The organism is Skermanella rosea (assembly GCF_016806835.2).
GTDB lineage: Bacteria > Pseudomonadota > Alphaproteobacteria > Azospirillales > Azospirillaceae > Skermanella > Skermanella rosea.
In genome coordinates this window covers 185,063-204,733 of record NZ_CP086112.1, presented here as the reverse complement: position 1 = coordinate 204,733, position 19,671 = coordinate 185,063, and the positions used below count along the sequence as shown (strand labels likewise).

The 19,671-nt window shown below is 62.4% G+C and carries 13 protein-coding genes, 3 pseudogenes and 1 other annotated feature; of the genes and pseudogenes, 14 read left to right on the top strand and 2 right to left on the bottom strand.

Annotated features, from left to right (window positions below; genetic code table 11):
- Positions 1–89 precede the first annotated feature (89 nt).
- The 5 genes from JL101_RS29445 (at position 90) to JL101_RS29425 (ending at position 6,796) form a co-directional block, all read left to right on the top strand.
- Positions 90–1,532 carry an AAA family ATPase gene (locus JL101_RS29445; protein WP_203103185.1) on the top strand — a complete coding sequence of 481 codons (1,443 nt, stop codon included), beginning with the start codon at positions 90–92 and terminating at the stop codon, positions 1,530–1,532.
- Positions 1,510–3,030 (top strand): nuclease domain-containing protein, encoded by a 1,521-nt coding sequence (locus JL101_RS29440; protein WP_203103184.1) that lies wholly within the window; start codon positions 1,510–1,512, stop codon positions 3,028–3,030. The genes JL101_RS29445 and JL101_RS29440 overlap by 23 nt, the downstream gene beginning before the upstream one ends.
- Before the next feature lie 57 nt (positions 3,031–3,087).
- Complete coding sequence (locus tag JL101_RS29435) at positions 3,088–3,387, top strand: transposase (protein WP_203103183.1); 300 nt, start codon at positions 3,088–3,090, stop codon at positions 3,385–3,387.
- Entirely contained in the window at positions 3,384–4,271 is an 888-nt protein-coding gene (locus JL101_RS29430) for an IS3 family transposase (protein ID WP_203103182.1), read from the top strand. The genes JL101_RS29435 and JL101_RS29430 overlap by 4 nt, the downstream gene beginning before the upstream one ends.
- A gap of 746 nt (positions 4,272–5,017) precedes the next feature.
- Positions 5,018–6,796 (top strand): family 16 glycosylhydrolase, encoded by a 1,779-nt coding sequence (locus tag JL101_RS29425; protein WP_203103181.1) that lies wholly within the window; start codon positions 5,018–5,020, stop codon positions 6,794–6,796.
- 90 nt (positions 6,797–6,886) lie between these two features.
- Here JL101_RS29425 and JL101_RS29420 read toward each other — a convergent pair.
- Positions 6,887–7,291, bottom strand: a pseudogene (locus JL101_RS29420) (transposase); the annotation flags it as partial.
- A gap of 350 nt (positions 7,292–7,641) precedes the next feature.
- Between JL101_RS29420 and JL101_RS29415 the strand changes: the two are divergent.
- Both JL101_RS29415 and JL101_RS29410 read left to right on the top strand, forming a co-directional pair.
- A protein-coding gene (locus JL101_RS29415) for an IS3 family transposase (RefSeq protein ID WP_228435572.1) occupies positions 7,642–8,873 on the top strand; the annotation gives its coding sequence in 2 pieces (ribosomal slippage) (positions 7,642–7,933 and positions 7,933–8,873; 1,233 coding nt in all).
- Positions 7,926–8,042: a sequence feature (AL1L pseudoknot), on the top strand. Its footprint overlaps the gene before it by 117 nt.
- Before the next feature lie 88 nt (positions 8,874–8,961).
- Positions 8,962–9,990: pseudogene (locus tag JL101_RS29410) on the top strand (IS256 family transposase); the annotation flags it as partial.
- Here the strand turns inward: JL101_RS29410 and JL101_RS37015 are convergent.
- Positions 9,945–10,157: pseudogene (locus JL101_RS37015) on the bottom strand (IS256 family transposase); the annotation flags it as partial. The pseudogenes JL101_RS29410 and JL101_RS37015 sit on opposite strands and share 46 nt — an antisense overlap.
- Before the next feature lie 373 nt (positions 10,158–10,530).
- Here JL101_RS37015 and JL101_RS29405 point away from each other — a divergent pair.
- The 7 genes from JL101_RS29405 to JL101_RS29375 all read left to right on the top strand — a co-directional run bounded on the left by JL101_RS29405 (position 10,531) and on the right by JL101_RS29375 (position 19,670).
- Entirely contained in the window at positions 10,531–11,391 is an 861-nt protein-coding gene (locus tag JL101_RS29405) for a tyrosine-type recombinase/integrase (RefSeq protein WP_203104528.1), read from the top strand.
- A gap of 3 nt (positions 11,392–11,394) precedes the next feature.
- On the top strand, positions 11,395–12,588 hold the full coding sequence (locus JL101_RS29400; protein WP_203104530.1) for an IS91 family transposase: 1,194 nt from the start codon (positions 11,395–11,397) through the stop codon (positions 12,586–12,588).
- A 355-nt stretch (positions 12,589–12,943) separates the two neighbouring features.
- The gene (locus JL101_RS29395) at positions 12,944–14,566 is read left to right on the top strand and encodes an ISL3 family transposase (protein WP_228435574.1); all 1,623 of its coding nucleotides are present in this window, start codon (positions 12,944–12,946) and stop codon (positions 14,564–14,566) included.
- Positions 14,567–14,720: 154 nt separating this feature from the next.
- Complete coding sequence (locus tag JL101_RS29390) at positions 14,721–16,379, top strand: IS1182 family transposase (protein ID WP_203104610.1); 1,659 nt, start codon at positions 14,721–14,723, stop codon at positions 16,377–16,379.
- Between the two features lie 407 nt (positions 16,380–16,786).
- The gene (locus JL101_RS29385; RefSeq protein WP_203104455.1) at positions 16,787–17,557 is read left to right on the top strand and encodes a sugar transferase; all 771 of its coding nucleotides are present in this window, start codon (positions 16,787–16,789) and stop codon (positions 17,555–17,557) included.
- Positions 17,558–17,622: 65 nt separating this feature from the next.
- A complete protein-coding gene (locus tag JL101_RS29380) occupies positions 17,623–18,729 on the top strand; it encodes a glycosyltransferase family 4 protein (RefSeq protein ID WP_203104453.1) in 1,107 nt (368 codons plus the stop codon).
- Positions 18,726–19,670, top strand: a complete 945-nt coding sequence (locus JL101_RS29375; protein ID WP_203104451.1) for an NAD-dependent epimerase/dehydratase family protein — start codon at positions 18,726–18,728, stop codon at positions 19,668–19,670. The genes JL101_RS29380 and JL101_RS29375 overlap by 4 nt, the downstream gene beginning before the upstream one ends.
- Position 19,671 lies beyond the last annotated feature (1 nt).

Here is a 19,671-nt window from a genome sequence, read left to right as displayed (position 1 = left end):
TGCTCTTTATGCTTCCTGGAACTTCAGCAGGCGCATCGCGGATGCCCATGCGCCGAAAACTTATCCCGGAATGCTTCTCAAGAACCTCAATGCTGCAAACCAACCATCCGTCGATCGCTGCCGAACTTCTGTCGGCGGTCGATCCCGCTTCCCGATGCCTCGTGGTCCGGATTAGGCCGCCCACGACCGGCATGAATGAGTGGCTTGCTGGATCCGTCGCCGCCATTGCTGCTCCCCTGGCCGACATTTCCGCTCATGCAGGGCTCGATGGGCTGGCCAATGCCCTGACGACACAAGGCGGACATCAGTGGAACTCCCGCATTCGCGAACTGCGACTTTTCTCTTCCTTGCGGCCGGGGGACGTCGTAGTTGCCGGCGATGATGCGGGCGTCGTGTTTGCGGTCGGCCTGGTCGAGAGCGGCTACACGGCCGAGCCCACAGCCAAGTTCCGCCACCGCATCGGCGTCCGCTGGTGGACCGGAACCCTGCCGAAGAAGTCGGGCGGATCCCCCGGCTGGCGGTTTCAGGAAATATGCGAAGTCCGCAGGGACATCATCGAAAGCCTGATGATGGAGGAGAGCCGCACAGAAACGCTGCCGGAACCCTCGTTCCCTGACCTTTTCGCCCGTATCACGAGCGCTGGCCTGCGCCTTCCCGAAGCAGTGGTCAGGCGATACCACATTGCTCTCAAGTCCCGCGGGTTTGTCATCCTTGCCGGTGTCAGCGGTACGGGGAAGACTTGGCTGGCCGAACTGTATGCTCACCATTCCGGCGCACGGCACCTCGTGGTTCCCGTCGCCCCGAACTGGACATCCAATGAGGATCTGCTCGGCTATCTGAACCCGCTGGACGGCGCGTTCCATGCCACGGCGTTCTCCCTCTTCCTCGATGAAGCTGCACGCGACTGGCGCGAGGCACGGGAACAGGGACGGACTGGACGCCCCTTCCACCTGATCCTCGACGAAATGAACCTGGCAAGGGTCGAGCACTACTTCGCCCGGTTTCTGTCGGCTATGGAACTGCGAAAGCGCAGCAGCAGCGGTGAAGTGGAAATCGAGGTCGCTCCCGGAAGGTCAGTGATGCTCCCTCCTAACCTGCTGTTCGTGGGGACCGTCAACGTCGATGAAACCACACATGGATTCGCGGATAAGGTCTTCGACCGCGCACAACTGATAGAATTGGGCAGTCCGCGGGAGGCGCTTGTGCAGCACCTGGGAAACTCCGCCCACAGCGCCAGGCTCATGGCCGTGTGGGACGCCGTTGCCCATGTCGCTCCTTTCGCCTTCCGAGTGCTCGATGACATCGGCGCTTACATCAGGAGATCATCGGAACTCGGTGTCGCCTGGCCCGAGGCGCTTGACGAACAGGTGCTCCAGAAGATTCTCCCGAAGATCAAGGGCAACGACAGCCGGGTCGGCGATGCCCTCATGCGGCTGATGGAAGCATGCGGTGACGACCTTCCGCTGAGCAGGGATCGGGCGCGCCTGATATATGAAGGATACCAGGCACATGGCTTCGTATCCTTCTTCTGAGCATGCGGCTGCGTTCGCCCCCGACATTCGGTTCCGCACCTTTGCAGGCGTTTCAGCGGATGAACCGCGGGAATGGGAGCCGGCGACTATTCTCCTGCAGGGAATCGCAGCAGCGGAATGGCATTCGGTCCGGGTAACTCTGAATGGCCGCCCGATGCCGGTCCGCCTGGAACTGTCCGGGGGCGAGGAGCGGATCGCCGCATCCTGGGATCGTGCTCCCTCCGGCTGCTGGCTTCTGGAAATCCGCCTGAGGGCTGAACACTGGTCGCGCCTGCTCCGGATAAGACCCGCCAAAATCGACGGCGCCTCGTTCGCTGCGATGCTCGATGATCTGGAATGCGGTCTGCCGGCCTCCATCGCCCTCTCCCTCGACCGGCTCGGCGCCTACGCAGGGCTGGCATGGCGCCCGCCGCGGATGGTCACCCTGGCTCAGGAGATCGAGCATGTGCGCCGGGCTCTTGAAGGTGACGGCGAACGCCCCGGCATCATCAGGATCCTCCATGAGGCAGCCCGTGATCCCCATGCGGTGCTGGCCGATTTCCGGCCCTGGGTGCCCGCGGAGCGAGCCCGCCGACCGTCGCCGGCGGACCTGCCGGCAGCTTTCCGCAGAGCCGCCAACATCTCGGCGGACCGGCGTCCGCTGAAAGTCGTAGATTCCCGGGTCGAGTACGACTTCAACACCTTTGAGAACCGACTCCTGCGGACTTTCCGGGACCAGGTCCACCTGCGCCTGCGGAGAGTCAGTCGCTGGATCGCAGCGTCCCCGTCGATCGATCCCGGGATCTCCGAGCACCTGGATACGCTGGCGGCAGGCTTCGCGCGGGCCCGTCATGCCGCATCGTTCCTGAACGGCGCGGGTCGCCTGACCTCCCCACCCACGCGCCTGACAATGGTCCTTCTCAGAAGGCCGGTATACAGGGCCGGGCTGGAGGGCTTCCTGGCATTCCGGCGATCCGCCGGCGTTCAGGTGTCCCATCCCGCTCTCGACGCCCCTGTGGAGAGCGTTCCTTTCCTGTACGAGGCATGGGGCATCCTTACCCTGATTGCCGCCCTGCTTGACGCCGCAGGTCAGGAGGGCATGCACGTGACAAGGCAGAGGCTCCACTCTCCTTTGGAAAGTGGGCTGGTCAAGCTCCTGCCGAACGGCGAGCCGGCTTTGGTCCTCCAGGCTACCGATGGGCGAATTGTGACACTGACGCCGCAGCGGACGTTCCCGCGCCGGGGTGCTTCCGGGTTCCGCAGCGTCAGCTATGATCAAATTCCCGACATCACCATTGAAGTCCAGAAGCAGGGAAAGCGGTCCCTGTTCATCTTCGATCCGAAATACAAGCTGTCCGGTGACGCCGGGACTCCCTGCGGGGATGGCCGTCCCAAGAAGGAGGACATCGACAAGATGCACGCTTACAGGGACGCGATCCGAAGCCCCGACGGGACGCGGCCCGTGCAGCTGGCGGCGATCCTCTATCCCGGTCCGGATGAATGGTTCGGCGACGGGTGACCTTGCCCCGCCAGACCGGACCAGGTGGTAAGCTTACGAACCACCTGGAGGAAGGTTATGACGAAGAAGACGCGTCGCCGGTACACGGCGGAGTTCAAGGCAGCGGCGGTTGCCCGGCTGGATGAACCCGGCGAGACGCTCAGCAGTGTTGCCCAGGCACTCGGTGTCGCGGCGACACAGGTGAAGACCTGGCGTCTGGAACAGCAGGCCGCCGGATCGGCGGAGGCGGTCGCGCGACGCCGGGCGGAAACGTCCGAACTGCAGCAGCTGCGCCGCGACAACAAGCGGCTCCAGGAAGAGAACGAGATCCTGCGGAAAGCCTCAGCTTTTTTCGCCAGGTGGGCGGAGAAAGCATGAAAGCGAAGCTCGCCTTCATCTCCGCCCACGGCGCCACCTATTCGATCCGCCTGCTGTGCGCTGTTCTGGGCGTGGCGCGCAGCTGGTTCCATGACTGGCAGGCCGGCGATCAGGCCAGAGCGGCGAAGAGCCGCACCGAAGCCGACCTCGTCGGCCAAATCCGCGGCATTTTCCAGGACAGCGGCGAGCGCTATGGGGCTCCGCGCGTCCATGCCGAACTGCAAGCCAACGGCGTCCGCATCGCCCGCAAGCGGGTCGCCCGGCTGATGCGGGAGAACGCCATTCGGCCACCCCGGCGCAGGAAGCGGCCGCCGATCACGACCGACAGCCGGCATGGCTATGGCATCGCCCCGAACCTGCTCCAGCGTGCCTTCGAGGCTGATCGCCCAAACACGATCTGGCTGGCCGACGTGACCTACATTCCGACTGACGAGGGTTGGCTGTACCTGGCCGCCGTCAAGGACATGGCGACCCGCGAGATCGTCGGCTGGAGTATGGCCGATCACCTGAGGAGTTCGCTGTGCGAGAATGCCCTGATGATGGCGATCCAGCATCGCACACCGCCCCGAGACCTCATTCATCATTCCGACCGCGGCGTCCAATACGCCTGTGGACCGTACCGGAAGATCCTCGACCGCTACGGCATCAAGGCATCCATGAGCCGCAAGGGCGACTGCTACGACAATGCACCGATGGAATCGTTCTTCAGCTCGATCAAGACCGAGCTGGTTCATCGAACGCAGTTCCGCACCCGTGCCGAGGCCAAGGCGGCGCTGTTCGAATACATCGAAATCTTCTACAACAGGAAACGCCGCCATTCCGGGATCGACTACAGGACGCCGGCCCAGGCTCATGCGGAAATGCTGATCCAAGCGGCTGCATGACAAACGTTGCCACTGGTCCGGTCTGGCGGGGCAAGGTCAGTTTGCCACGACCGGGACGGTGCCGGAGGGCGTTGTCCTGCGTCCGGCAGCATGACCGTCGATGTCGAGCGGACCGGAGAAGTTCAGCGTTCCGTCGGCCTGACGTGACGGAGCGCTGGTCAGGATCCGAGGTGGCGGGGTCCCGCGTAACTGCATGGCCATAGTGCCGACCGTTGAGAATGGGTCCGCCGCCCCGGAGCTTCGCCCCGATGCGCATGGCTGCATCATGGTTCGGGTCCATCGAGGCCCACCGGATACAAGGTTGCGGCGCGATGATCCGCGCCCGATGGCGGGCTCCCCTCGGACCGACAGTAAAAAAACTGCTCGCCGCGAGGCAGCTCCGAAAGCCGATGGGCTTTCGGAGCAGACAGCAGCGTGTTCCGGGCCGGCGTCCGCCTCAAGAGCGCGCCGCACCACTCGGCGCTGACGCGCCGACCGGGCGCGCTCTTGACCCGGCGACCAGCCCTGTAGCGCAACCGAACTGACGGAGCCCGACAACGATTACCGGCTTGACACCAAAAACCCCATACAAGCAATTACGCCAAATCAAGGGAGACTGGCATAGCGACGGCACATTGACCAAGCCGCACTCGCAGTGCCGCACCGCAAACATAGAGCTTTTTTAGATAATTGCCCTTTTTTACCTTTTAGTAGTCAGTTGTAGTCAATCATTATTGTATTGACCCACAAGCGCAAAGAGAAGCTTGATGATTATCAAGAGTCTAGATGGCTATAGAATTGCTTTCTCCGACGAATTCAACAATAAAAATGCAAGCTTCCCAAGCATTTCTTGGAATACTAATTTTTTTCAGTGGGGGGGATTGCGAACATTACAAGGAAACCAGGAACGTCAGATCTACGTAGACCCGACGTATAGAGGGAGCTCTGGGCAGCTGTTGGGGGTAAACCCATTTAACGTATCAGGCGGCATTTTGACCATTGAAGCTAAGCCGACGTCGGCGGCGTTGAAGATGGATCTGAATGGGATGCCCTACACTTCTGGATTACTCACCAGCTCTCATATCCAGACCTATGGCTACTTTGAAATTCGAGCAGAACTTCCGGTTGGTAAGGGATTATGGCCTGCATTCTGGCTCGTCGGTGACGGTAACTACGGGAACAGGGAGATCGACGTTTTCGAAGTTCTCGGCGATGATACAACGCGCATCTATCAAACGGTTCATCGCCCCAATTCGCCGAAGGTAGGAACCAGCTACTATGGAATCGACACGGCAAAGGGCTTTCATACCTATGGTCTTGAATGGACGCCCGACGAGATCGTTTGGTATGTCGATGGTGCGACGACCTTCCGACAGCCCAATTTTGTAGATGTTCCAATGTACATGCTCCTCAATCTGGCTGTTGGAGGCAACTGGGGAGGTAATCCAGACCAATCCACGGTATTCCCTGCGGAAATGAGGATCGATTATGTGCGCGCCTATGAGAGCATTCTCGTCGAGCCCGTCACCCGCATCGGCACAGCGGGAAGCAACACGCTCGTCGGCAGTACGGGCGCTGATCGGCTGTCAGGTAAGGCCGGCAACGATTTGTTGATTGGAGGCATGGGCGGCGATATCCTTGATGGTGGAGTCGGCATAGATACTGTCAGCTACACTGGATCTACAGGAGCCGTTTCAGTGGATCTGCAGGCCAAGGTGGCGATGGGAGGGCATGCCGAAGGTGATTTTTTTGTCAGCATAGAGAACGTGACGGGGTCTGTCTTCAGTGATCGCATCAAGGGCAACGCCCAAGCTAATGTAATCGATGGAGGCCCTGGAAGTGATATCCTCATAGGCGGCGGCGGTGCGGACACCTTCATTGTTAGGAAGGGGCAAGCGGGCGACGTTATCCGTGATTTTCGCTTGAACGACGTTGTGCGACTCGAAGGCTATGAATTGGCTGGCTTCGCTGCTTTAGAGGCGCAGATGACCCAAGAAGGCTCGGACACCCTGCTCACAATTGATGGCGAAACGCTGAAGTTTCTTAATGTTCAGTCTTCCTCACTAACCGCTAAACAATTCCATTCCCAATGGGTGCCAGTCACATCCGAACCAGGCACGGCAACTGTTCCGTCCCATATACCTGTGGTGATTACAATTAATGCCTATGGCACCTCTGTTGACGATTGTAACGCTCACTTCAAATTATTGATCGATGGAAAGGAAATGGGCGAAGGCACCGCTGGAGCATCGGCCAATGTTTACACCTACACCGCTAAAGTGAGCACGGAGCATCCCCACAAGGTACAGGTGCAGTTCGTTAACGATATCATGATCAATGGTCAGGACCGCAATCTCTATATCCATGACATCACAATAAATGGTCACCTCGTCGCGCCCGGCGATGACAATGTTAGCTATGACAGAGGGGCTCTGGACGATCGTGACGTCATCGCTGGCCAGTCCGCCATGTATTGGAACGGCACTCTGAGTGTGGACAGTGATGCGTCCTACTTTTCCGCCGTCGGACAGTACGACATCATGTGAGGTGGGCGGATCCAAGCGATCAGTGAGCAGTGAGGTGGCTCCGTTTGTCTGAACGGGTTTTTCGGCGGATAAATTGAGCGCCTGCCGGGTTCAGGCTGCCGCGATCTGCGGAAGCGGGGTGAAATAGGCCTGATCGGGTGTTTGCCGGCCAAGGCTGGAATGTGGTCTGCGGGCGTTATAAAAGCTGAAGTAACTGGCGAGCGAATTTCGCGCCTCGGCTACTGTGTCGTAGGCGCGCAAGTATATTTCTTCATATTTTACGGAGCGCCAGAGTCGCTCCACGAACACATTGTCGCGCCATGCGCCACGACCATCCATGCTGATGGCGATAGCGTTGTCGGTCAGCAGGCCGGTGAACACCGTGCTGGTGAACTGGCCGCCCTGATCGGTGTTGAAGATCTCCGGTTTACCATGGCGGGCCATGGCTTCCTTAACCGCCTCGACGCAGAACCCGGCCTCCATCGTGATCGACAACCGCCAGGCCAGCGCGCCCCGGACAGAATTGCAAAACTGCCCTTTGAGCCCTTTGTCGTATTTGATCGCCCTCTTCCGCGCGGAGGAGGGTGACGGTTACGCGGCGGCGCCGTTAATATGGGATCGGCTGTCCGCCGTCAGATGGCCGAGGAGCGGAGGCGCCGATGGGACGCCGCGCGCAAGATCGCCCCCAAGTCAGGATCCGGGTGCATTTCGAGACGACCCGGCTGAGTGGCTGCGTGTTGGCTCAGTCCTACGAATACGTGACACCGATCCGGCAGCAACGCCGCCAACCGATCTCCTGCGCACCGGATGAGGTGAACCGCGCCGGGTTTACCGGAGGCCCCATTTCTTGAGAGACTGGGGTCATCATGACGAAACAGGCATCACCCAAGTACGCCCCTGAAATCCGCGAACGCGCGGTTCGGATGGTGTTCGATCACGAAGGCGAGCACGCGTCGCAGTGGGCGGCGATCAGCTCGATCGCGGCGAAGATCGGCTGCACGGCGGAGACGCTGCGGGGCTGGGTCCGGCAGGCCGAGCGCGACCAGGGGAAACGGCCCGGCCCGACGACGGACGAGCAGGAGCGGATCAAGGCGCTGGAGCGCGAGGTCCGGGAACTGCGCCAGGCGAACGAGATCCTTCGCAAGGCATCGGCGTATTTTGCCCAGGCGGAGCTCGACCGCCCGTTCAGGAAATGATCGCCTTCATCGACGAGCAGCGCGCCGTCCACGGGGTCGAGCCGATCTGCAAAGTGCTGCCGATCGCCCCGTCAACTTATCACGCCCATGCCGCCCTGCGGACTGACCCGTCAAAGGCGCCGGCCCGCTGGCGAAGCGATGCGGAACTCAGCGTGGCTATCCGGCGGATCTGGGACGGGAACTTCCAGGTCTACGGGGTCAGGAAGGTCTGGCGGCAGTTGCGGCGGGAAGGCCTTGACGTGGCGCGTTGCACAGTGGCCCGGCTGATGCGGCGTATGGGGCTGAAGGGGGTGACACGCGGCAAGACGGTGCGGACGACGATCAGCGACCGGGCGGCACCGTGTCCGCTCGACCGGGTGAACCGCCAGTTCCAGGCGTCCTGCCCGAACGCCTTGTGGGTCGCGGATTTCACGTTTGTGGCGACATGGCAAGGCTTCGTTTACGTGGCCTTCGTCATCGACACGTTTGCCCGGCGGATTGTCGGCTGGCGGGTCTCGCGCACCGCACACGCCGGATTTGTCCTGGATGCCCTGGAGCAGGCGCTTCACGACCGCCGTCCGGCCAAAGGCAGCGGCCTCATCCACCATTCCGACCGCGGGTCGCAATATGTCAGCATTCGCTACACCGAGCACTTGGCCGAGGCCGGTGTCGAGCCGTCGGTCGGCAGCGTCGGCGATTCCTATGACAACGCCTTGGCCGAGACGATCAACGGCCTCTACAAGACCGAGGTGATCCGACGCCGAGGGCCATGGCGCAACTTGGAAGCCGTCGAGTTCGCCACCTTGGAATGGGTCAACTGGTTCAACCACCGGCGCCTGCTCGAACCCATCGGCAACATTCCACCCGCCGAGGCCGAAGCACGCTACTATGCTCAAACCGAGGACGGCGCCAGGGCGGCGTGAATCAACCAAATCGGCCTCCGGGAATCCCGGTGCGGTTCAAGGCGACCGACGACACCGACCTCGCCGTCACAGAAGCCCGAGGCTAGCCATGTCATCCTGTCACGCTGCCAAGGCGGCCTTCCAGGAGGTTCGGAGCAGCTTTGAGAATTTCTGTCTGCTGGCGGGGATCGAAGCGTTCCAGGATCTTCTGGAGGAAGAGGCCGCCGATCTGTGCGGCGAGCGCCACCAGCGCCATGAGGACCGGCAGGGTCGCCGCTGGGGAAAGGCCAGGAGCCCGGTGGCTTTTCATGGCGGCCGGGTCGACATCGACCGGCCGCGGGTTCGGACGCCGGATGGCCAGCAGGAGCTGGAGCTTCCCAGCCTCGCCGCGGGCCAGCGCGAGGACTGGCTGGGCCGCTGGGCGATGAACCAGATGCTGATCAACGTCTCGACCCGGCGGTTCCGGCGCTCGGTTCGCCTGCCCGATGGCGATGTCGCCTCGGCCCGGGGCGACGGCACCTCGAAGTCGGCGGTGTCGCGCAAGTTCGTGGCGCTGTCGAGCGCGAAGCTGAAGGACTGGCTGGCAAGCGACCTGTCGTCTCTGGACCTGCTGGCGATCCAGATCGACGGCCTGCACGTCCAGGAGGACCTGATCCTGGTCGCGGCGGTCGGCATCGATGCCACGGGCGAGAAGCACCCGCTGGGGCTGGTTGAGGGGGCCACCGAAAATGCCGCCACGGTTCAGGCGCTGCTCGACAACCTGGTCGAGCGCGGCCTCGACCCGGCGGTGGTGCGGCTGTTCATCATCGACGGCGCCAGGGCCCTGTCCAAGGCGATCCGCCGCACCTTTGGCAGGAACACGCCGATCCAGCGCTGCCAGGTTCACAAGGCCAGGAACATCGCCGAGCGTCTGCCCAGGGAGGCGCACGCCACGGTGCGCAAGGCTCTCCGGCAGGCCTGGGAGATGGAGGATGCCGTCCGGGCCGAGCAGCTGATCCGGAACCTGGCGCGGCGGCTGGACAAGGAGTGGCCCGGTATCACCGCCACCATCCTGGAGGGCCTGGATGAGATCCTGTGTGTCGTCCGCCTGGGCCTGCCCAAGGAATTACGTCGCTCCTTGGCCTGCACCAACATCATCGGTTCTTCAACTCGTTCAGGACGCGCAGCCATCAGCGCTCGCTCCGTCACCGCCTTCTTCAGCCGGTCGAGCAAGCCGTTCTAGTCGAATGCCGTCTTCGCATCGGCTCCAGCCAACAGTTGGTCAAGGATCGCGTCGGGAACAACAGGATCTTCGCGTCGGGCCATTCAGGGTCTCCTTCTGTTTCAGGATAACCCCGCCAAGCACGAAATTCCCGATAGTCCCCCGCCGGCTCCAGCGAGCCGGTCGCGGCCTTCCGTTGCGCCAGCCGGATGCTCGTGCTCGCGCTGACGCCGAACCGCCGCTCGACATCAACTCCCGGTCTTGATCGCTCCGATAATCCGGGTACGAAGATCCGACCAATAGCCCTGCCTCATGATCCACCTCCAATAACGATGAATCACAGCTCAGCCCAGAGCGCAAGATCGATTGAACTAAACCGCTGCCGCGGTATTCGGCGAATGGGGTAAGTGTCGGAGAGCCTCCTGCCTGAGAGGATGCGGTTGTCGAAGCCCACCTCTCACAGCAGGAGATCCCCAGATGGCCGAGATGAGCCCCCTGCGCCGCCGGATGGTCGAGGACATGACGCTCCGCAACCTGTCGCCGGCGACCCAGCAATCCTACCTCCACGCGGTTTCCAAGTTCAGCCGTTTCTTCGGCCGGTCGCCCGACCGCCTCGACCTGGAGGATGTCCGGACCTACCAGATCCATCTGGCGGCCCAGGGTGTTGCATGGGCGACGCTGAACCAGACGGTGGCCGCCCTGCGCTTCTTCTACGGCGTGACGCTGGGCCGCCCGGAGATCCCGGAGCGCATCGCCTACGCCCGCGAACCGCGTCGGCTGCCGGTCGTGCTCAGCACCGACGAGGTCGTCCGCTTCCTGGAGGCGGTGCCCAGCCTGAAGAGCCGGACCGCCCTGACCACCGCCTATGCCGCCGGGCTGCGGGTCTCCGAGGTGGTCGCCCTCAAGGTCGCCGACATCGACAGCGCGCGCATGCTGATCCGCGTCGAGCAGGGCAAGGGGCGCAAGGACCGCTACGTCATGCTGTCGGCCCAACTGCTCGCCATCCTGCGCACCTACTGGCGCCTGGCCAAGCCGTGCCACTGGCTGTTCCCGGGGCGCGACCAGGACCGCCCGATCGACCAGACGGTGCTCCACGCCGCCTGCCGCTCGGCGCGCGAGGCCGCCGGGCTGGCCAAGCGCGTCACCGTCCACACCCTGCGCCACAGCTTCGCCACCCACCTGCTCGAGGGCGGCGCCGACATCCGCATCATCCAGGTGCTGCTCGGGCACACCAACATCTCGACGACCGCGCGTTACACCCAGGTCTCCAGCAGCACGATCCAGAAGACGGCCAGCCCGCTCGACCGCCTGCGCCTGGAGGTCGTGCCGCCGGGCTGAGCGGTGGCCGCCCCGCTGGAGGTGGCGGACATCTTCCGCCGCCACGGCGCCGACTGGCGCGCCGCCCACGCCGGCCACGTGAGCGGCGACCAGGGCCGGGTCATGGCCGCCATCGAGGCGTGCCGGACCGCGGCGCTGGGCGGCCACGTCGAGGGCTGCGGGCGGTGCGGCCACGTCCGCGTCGCCTACAACTCGTGCCGCAACCGGCACTGCCCGAAGTGCCAGGGCTTGGCGCGCGCCCAGTGGCTGGAGGACCGCCAGGCCGACCTGCTGCCGGTGCCGTACTTCCACGTCGTCTTCACCGTGCCCGCGCCGGTCGCCGAGATCGCCTTCCAGAACAAGGCGGTGGTCTACGCCATCCTGTTCCGGGCGGCGGCCGAGACGCTGCGCACCCTGGCGGCCGACCCGAGGCACCTGGGCGCCGAGGTCGGCGGCATCGCCGTGCTGCACACCTGGGGGCAGGCCCTGCAGCACCACCCTCACGTCCACTGCATCGTGCCGGGCGGTGGCCCGGCCCCCGGCGGCGGCCGGTGGGTCGCCTGCCGGCCCGGCTTCTTCCTGCCGGTGCGGGTCATGTCCCGGCTGTTCCGCCGGCTCTTCCTGGAGCGGCTCGACGCCGCGTTCGCGGCCGGGACGCTGCGCTTCTTCTCTGATCTGGCCGGGTTGGCCGACCCGGATGCCTTCGCCCGCCACCTCGCGCCGTTGCGCCAGGCCGAATGGGTGGTCTACGCCAAGCCGCCGTTCGGCGGCCCCGAGCAGGTCCTGGCCTACCTCGGCCGCTACACCCACCGCGTCGCCCTGACCAACAGCCGCCTGCTCGACCTCGAGGACGGCCGGGTCCGCTTCCGCTGGAAGGACTACCGGCGCCACGCCAAGGCCAAGGTGATGAGCCTGGAGGCCGGCGAGTTCATCCGGCGTTTCCTGCTCCACGTCCTGCCGGCCGGGTTCCACCGCATCCGCCACTTCGGCTTCCTGGCCAACGGCCATCGCGCCGACAAGCTGGCGCTGTGCCGCCGGCTGCTCGCGGCCCCGCCGCCCGAGCCGGCCCATCCGGCGGACGACTACCGCGAGCGCTACCGCCGGCTGACCGGACGCTCGCTCGACGTCTGCCCGTGCTGCGCCGGCCCGATGATGCCCCTGGGCGTCCTGGCCCGCCCCGCGCGGCCAAGCCCGCCGCCCTGGCCCGACACGTCATGACCGTCCTCGCCCTCTGCCCCACCGGATCATCGGCCAAGCCTGTGCCGCCCGACCGCCTCGGGAAAGCGGACCGGTGCGCCGGGGACCACCCTGAACGCCGGGGCAGGCCCTCCAGCCGCCACCGGCACCGTCACGCGCCGGTCCGTCCCGTCCGTTCGTCGGTCCATTGCGCCGGCCCACGCGCCCGATCGGCCGCCATGCCCGGCCCTTCCGCCTGCCGCCAGCCACCCGCAAAGCGTACTATGTAAGTGCCGGGTGAATACTGGCCCTTCCGCAAACTCGGTGGAGCTTGATGCGGAGAGCTGCTGGGATGCTCACATAAAGGGCATCAGCTCCCTCTCAACCTGTATCGCTCTTGATCACCGAACCCCTGTTGTCCCTGTTGCCGGACGGGATCGTCGTTGACCGTGTCGAGGTCAATTCCGGGCTCGTCACCGTGCATGCCCGATCGGCTGACCTGACCGCCTGCTGTTCGATGTGCGCCATGCCGTCGGGACGGGTTCACGGCCGCTACATCCGCCGTGTCGCCGACCTTCCCCTGATGGGCCGCATCGTCTCACTGTCCCTCCAGATCCGCCGCTTCTGCTGCCTCCAATCGGACTGCCCGCGCCGGATCTTCGCCGAGCGCCTGTCCGCGGCGGTGCCGGATCGCAAACGGCGCACCATCCGGCTCGCCGACGTCCAGCGTTCCCTGGCGCTGGGTGCGGGCGGCGAACTGGGCTCCCGCCTGGCGAGCCGGCTCGCCATGCCGGTCAGCGGCGACACCCTGCTGCGTCTGATCCGGGCCGTTCCGGTCGAACCGGCGCTGCCGGCGCGCGTCATCGGTATCGATGACTGGGCCTGGCGCCGTGGCAGGCGCTACGGCGCCATTATCGTTGATCTCGAGCGTGCCAACCGGCCGATCGAGCTGCTGCCCGACCGCACGGCTGAGACCGTCGCCGCCTGGCTGAAGGATCATCCCGGCGTTGAGATCGTCGCCCGCGACCGGGCCGGTGCCTTTGCCGACGGCGTTCGCACCGGCGCTCCGCAGGCGATCCAGGTTGCCGACCGGTTCCACCTGCTGCGCAATCTGGGCGATGCCGTGGGCAACGCTCTCAACCGTCACCATCGGGGTATCCGCGCTGCCGCAAAGGCTGCCACAGCTCTGGCGTTACCGGATCCAGTACCCGTGAAACCAGCAAGTCCGCCAGTTTCCATCGTCTTACCCAAACCCCCAACGACGCGTCAGCAGCACAGCCTGGATAAGCGGGCAGCACGGCAGGCTCGTTTCGACGAGGTGGTCGCCCTGGATGCGAAAGGCTGGTCCAGGAGCCGGATCGCCCGCACTCTCGGTCTGGACCGAGGCACGGTACACGACTGGTTGAAAGCCGGACGGCTGCCGAGCTGGCAGCAGCCGTCCGGAGACAGCACGGTCGATGTTCATGGCGACTATCTGCGCCGGCGCTGGGACGAAGGCTGCCACAATGGGGTTCGGCTCTGGCGAGAACTCCGCGAGCGTGGCTTTACCGGCGGAGCGAGCACCGTGCGGGACTGGCTCCGCCGGCTGCGAGCTGCCACACCTAAGTCTGCCGGATCGGCACCGGCGTGGAAGACTCCGAGCGGCCGGCGGGCGGCCTGGCTGGTTGTCGCCGATGCTGACGAGATCGACGAAACGGAGCGGAGATTCGTCGATGCCCTGATCGCCGGTTCCGCTGAACTCGCCCACCTCATCGATCTGGCCAGGGAGTTCCGCGCAATGATCCGCCAGCAGCAGGAGGAGCGACTGGATGACTGGCTTGTCGCAGCTGAGAAGACGACCTTTGCCGGATTTGTCGGCGGACTGAGGCGTGACCTGGCCGCGGTTCGGGCCGCCTTGTCGCTGTCCTGGAGTACCGGACCGGTGGAAGGGCAGATCTGCCACTTGAAGACAATCAAGCGCACCATGTGCGGGCGTGCCGGATTTGACCTGCTGCGCCATCGCGTTCTCGAGGCAGCGTGATGCTGGCGCGATCAAATCCGTCCGCTCAGCTGACCCGTTGCACCGAGAATGATACCGCTGGCGAATTCCGTAGGCGCTTCATTTGGCCGGCAGTTGGAGTGATCGTATAGGAAACCCAAGTATTGGCTCTGGAGAATAGCCTGTGGAGGCTTCGATGTCGCTGCAGCCGAAGGAAATGGCCCCGGTTCCTGAGGAGACTGTCCGGATAGCCAGGGCGGCCTTTCCCAAGGGCAATGCCTGGCTCAGTCTGCGCGATGAGTTGGGGACGATCTACAGCGATGAGATGTTTGTGGGTCTTTATCCCAGCCGCGGTCAGCCCGCCGAGGCGCCCTGGCGCCTGGCCCTGGTAGTCGTCATGCAGTTCGCCGATGGCTTGTCGGACCGCCAGGCGGCGGAGGCTGTCCGTAGCCGGATCGACTGGAAGTATCTGCTGGGACTCGAATTGAGCGATCCCGGCTTCGACAGCACAGTGCTGAGCGAGTTCCGCACCCGTTTGGTGGAAGGCTCGGCCGAGCGCCGCCTGCTTGATGCCATCCTGGACTTGTGCCGGGCGCGGAAATGGCTGGCGGCGCGTGGGCGTCAGCGAACCGACTCGACGCACGTGCTTGGCATGATCCGAGCTCTCTATCGTCTGGACTGCGCCGGCGAAACGATGCGGCATGCTCTCGACAGCCTGGCCGTGAGTGCTCCCGATTGGCTGCGTCGGCTCAGCCCACCAGAGTGGCTGGAGCGCTATGGCCGACGGTTCGACGACTACCGTCTGCCCAAGAGCAGGGATGAACGCCAGGCCTATGCGGAGCAGATCGGCGCCGATGGGCACGCGCTGCTCGACGCCATCTATGCCTACGAAACCGAGCCCTGGCTCCGCCACATTCCGGCCGTTGAAATCATGCGGCAGGTTTGGGTCCAGCAATTCTACCGCTCAGAGGCGGACATCCACTGGCGCACCGAAGCGGAGGGGGTGCCGCCGTCGGCGCTGTTCATCGCGTCGCCTTATGATCCCGAAGCGCATCTCGCCAAAAAACGCAGCATTTCCTGGATTGGTTACAAGGTGCATCTCACAGAGAGCTGCGAGGACGACCAGCCTCACCTGATCACCCACGTGGAGACCACTGCCGCACCGGTGGCTGACAGCGATGCTCTTGAGCCGATCCACGATGCCTTGGCCGCAGATAACCTGTTGCCGGCGGTGCATCTGACCGATACCGGCTATGTCGATGCCAAACGCCTGCTGTCCAGCCGCACCCGGTATGACATTGACCTGCTGGGACCGACGCGCGGCGATTATCACCGCCGAGGGCGCGAGAACAAAGGCTTTGCCGCGCAGGACTTCACCATCGACTGGGAGCGGCGCCAGGTGATCTGCCCGGCCGGGCAGACTAGTGCCAATTGGTTTCCGATGCAGGAACCCAGAGGCAAACCGGTGATCCGGGTTAATTTTGCCAGTTCAACCTGCAGGATCTGTCCTCATCGCCTTGACTGTATCGACGCCGATGGTGTCCGGCGCACATTGACCCTGCAGATGCCGGAGCTTCAGATCGCCCTGCAGGTAGCCCGGCAACGGGAGAAAACAGCGGAGTTCCGCAAACAGTATGGCAAGCGGGCCGGCATCGAAGGGACGATCTCACAGGCCGTCAGAGCCTTCGACCTGCGACGCTCGCGGTATATCGGATTGGCGAAAACCCATTTGCAGCATCTCCTGATCGCCGCCGCCATTGACCTGAGCCGCATCTATTGCTGGCTCATCGATGAACCGCGCGCCCAAACTCGCCGATCGGCATTCACCGCCCTTATGATGCCTGAAACCGCATAGAGAATTCGCCAGCGGTATCGAGAATGCGGAAGGGCCAAGCTTCATCCGCCCTTTACATACTATCCCCATAATGCAGGCCTCCTGAACCGCGGTTCAGTTCAATCCGGCTTCTCGGATGTCCCGCACGCCAAGCCGCTGCCGTGCCCGAAGCGTCCGCGGGACATCCGAGAACCCTCTAGATTCCGGTTTCACGCTCGCCGCTCTAGAAACTCCTGTCCCCTGATTGACGCTCTTCCTACCCTGATTTTCGACCCACAAAGCGTGGCTCACGAGCATTTTTCTCCAAATGTTCCAAGAAATTTGTTTATTACCACGTAATTGACGTTGCGCATCGGAGTGCATTGCAAATAAATTCGCGTGGAATTTGCTCAGCCAGGATTCTTCCAAGTAAAGAATAGGCAGCCTCAATGTACAAAAGCCATAATGCCCGGAACAGCAGTCTAGAAATTCTAGAAAAAAGTTTCGATCTGAGCAGAGATTATTACGGCTGCAGCGTTAAGCCTTCCGATACATTAAGGCAGAATAGCACTGCATTTGATTGGATCGTTCCGGATTTTCTCCCAAGGTTTGCCCGACTGAAAGCAAAGCGCCTGCTCGATCTGGGTTGCGCTTCCATGCTTCTCGTCGCGCTTGGGCCGCTCTTAGTTCTGACCGCCCTAGTAGTCAGATGCAGTGGACGGGAGATCATCTATCAGCATGAACGAGTTGGGCAGGGAGGAAGAACTTTTTCATGTTTAAAGTTCAGGACTATGATTCCGAATGCCGAGGAGGCGCTTGCCGAACGTCTACGTGTTTGTTCAAAGAGCCGGGAGGAATGGAGAGAGACTCGCAAGCTGCGCGATGATCCCAGAATCACAACCTTTGGACGCTTTCTACGCCGCTCCAGCTTGGATGAGCTCCCGCAACTCATCAATGTCATCCGTGGAGAGATGAGCATGGTTGGTCCACGACCAGTCACTGCGGAAGAGATAGATCTCTATGGTGCGGCGGCCGCCGAATTGCTTTCAGTATCCCCCGGGTTGACTGGCCTTTGGCAAGTCTCAGGAAGAAACGAGATAACTTTGTCGAAGCGCATGGAAATAGAGCTGGAATATGTGCGAACTCGAAGCCTTCGCAAGGATTTGCTCATCTTACTGCGAACTGTCAATGCTGTACTCATCGGACGAGGCGCATACTAAAGAATTTTATTATTTATTAAAGTAAATACCTGGGGCGCACCCCGTGGTATTTTAGGAGAGGAAGTATGCGCATCGCCATTCTAACTGAACTTTATGCTCCGAGTGTGGGCGGACAAGAGATCCGTTTCGCGGAAATGGCACGAGAGCTAACCCTGCGAGGCCACGTCGTCGAGGTGTTTTGTATCGGCCATCAGCGCGACTTGGCTTCAACGGAAATAGTCGACAATATCCATATCCATCGTCACCCCTGCATCGATGGATACACTAAACCGCGCATTCCGGCAATGAAGCGCAACTGGACCGCCATCCTCCGTTACGCTTTATGGACACGACGAGTGCTCAAGGAGAACCGGTTCGACACCATCATCATGAATCAGTGGCCGTTCCTCCATGTTTTGACCCTGCCGGGCACGCATAGGAGTCGGGCATTCCTGGACTGGTGCGAAGTTCGCGAAAAGCCGCCTTACTCGTGGGCGCAAGCGCTGTTGCCTCGCATAGTTGGTCAGAACATGGGGGTAAGCGGTGCGGTTTCACGGTTCATCGGCGCCGCCTCTGGGCGCGACACTCTCGTTATGCCCAGCGGGATCAGCTTCAGCGCCTATCGGAGTGAAGCCCGAGTTCGCCGCAATGGGCTTCTGTATCTCGGTCGACTCGCGCCACACAAGGACGTTCCGCTGCTGATCGAGGCTTTTGAAAGGCTCAAAACGCAGGGATTCGGCGGGGTACTGACAATCGCCGGCAATGGACCATCGCTGACCGAGGTCCAAGCGAGAGCCTCTGAGTCGTCCTGGGCCGACGTCATCCATGTTCTCGGCAGTGTCAGCGAAAGCGAGAAGATCGATCTGCTGTCAAAGGCTGAGATCCTTGTGCTGCCCAGCCGTCGTGAAGGCTTTCCGCGCGTGGCTGCCGAGGCAATGGCCTCGGGGTTGCCTCTGGTCACTGTCGACCACCCCGGAAACGGAACCTGCTCTGTCGTACGCGATTACGGCTGCGGATTGGTGACTGAGCCCAACGTTCAGGCGCTTGCGCAGGGGATTAACGACGCCCTCGCGCAATGGGAACATCTTTCCACGCGGGGCCTTTCAGGCGCAGAATCGCTCGATTGGGGATGTCTGATCAGCCGACTTGAGCTTTGTTTTCAACCCATCCAGTTCAATGGAGTGCTCGCGTGAAGATCCTCATTACCGGCGGCGCCGGATTTATTGGAAGCCATTTGTGCGAGACTCTCACCGCTGACGGACACGAATTGCTGATCATCGATAATTTCTTTACTGGCCGCCGTGAACACATTCCGCAGGAAGCAGCCTGCGTTGAGATGGATTTGGGGCGAGCCAACGTGGAGGATGTTCACGCCATCATCGAGGGCTTCGCGCCGGACGCAGTGGTCCATCTCTGCGCCATCCATTTCATCCCCTATTGTATGGAGAATCCCGGCCGTACCTTCGCCATCAACACCGGCGCGACGCACACACTTGTAGAGGCGCTGACACGCAGGTCGACCCGTAAACTGCTGTTCGCTTCGACGATGGATGTCTACGAGGCTACCGACCACACCCACAGGGTTGGAGATCAACCCCGGCCGTCGAATGTTTATGGGTTGACGAAGTCACTGAGCGAAGACCTGATCCGCTATGCAACAACAGTGGGCGCGGCAGAGTCCGCCGTCAGCTTCCGGCTCGCCAACGTCTACGGACCGCGGGAAACTAACCCGCACGTCATTCCCGACATCCTGAAGCGCTTTCGCGAGTCCGACACCGCGCCCCTCCATATGGGATATCTCGGCGCGATGCGGGACTTCATCCACGTCTGTGACGTGGTGAGCGCGTTTCGGGCTGCCCTGAAGCGCGATACGGGAACCCATAGCACCTTTAATCTTGGCACGGAACGGCCGATTGCGGTAAGGAACGTGGTTGAATTTCTGATGCGCGGGGCTGGACTAGACCGTCCAATTATCGAGGATAAGGCCCGTTTTCGGCGCTTTGACCGCGCCACTTTGACACCAGATTGTACGTCGACACGAGAGATCCTCGGCTGGCGTCCGCAGATCCAGCTTGAAGATGGGCTGCGCCGCCTTCTCGAAATCGAAGGGTATATAAAAGCGCCGGTTACGTGAG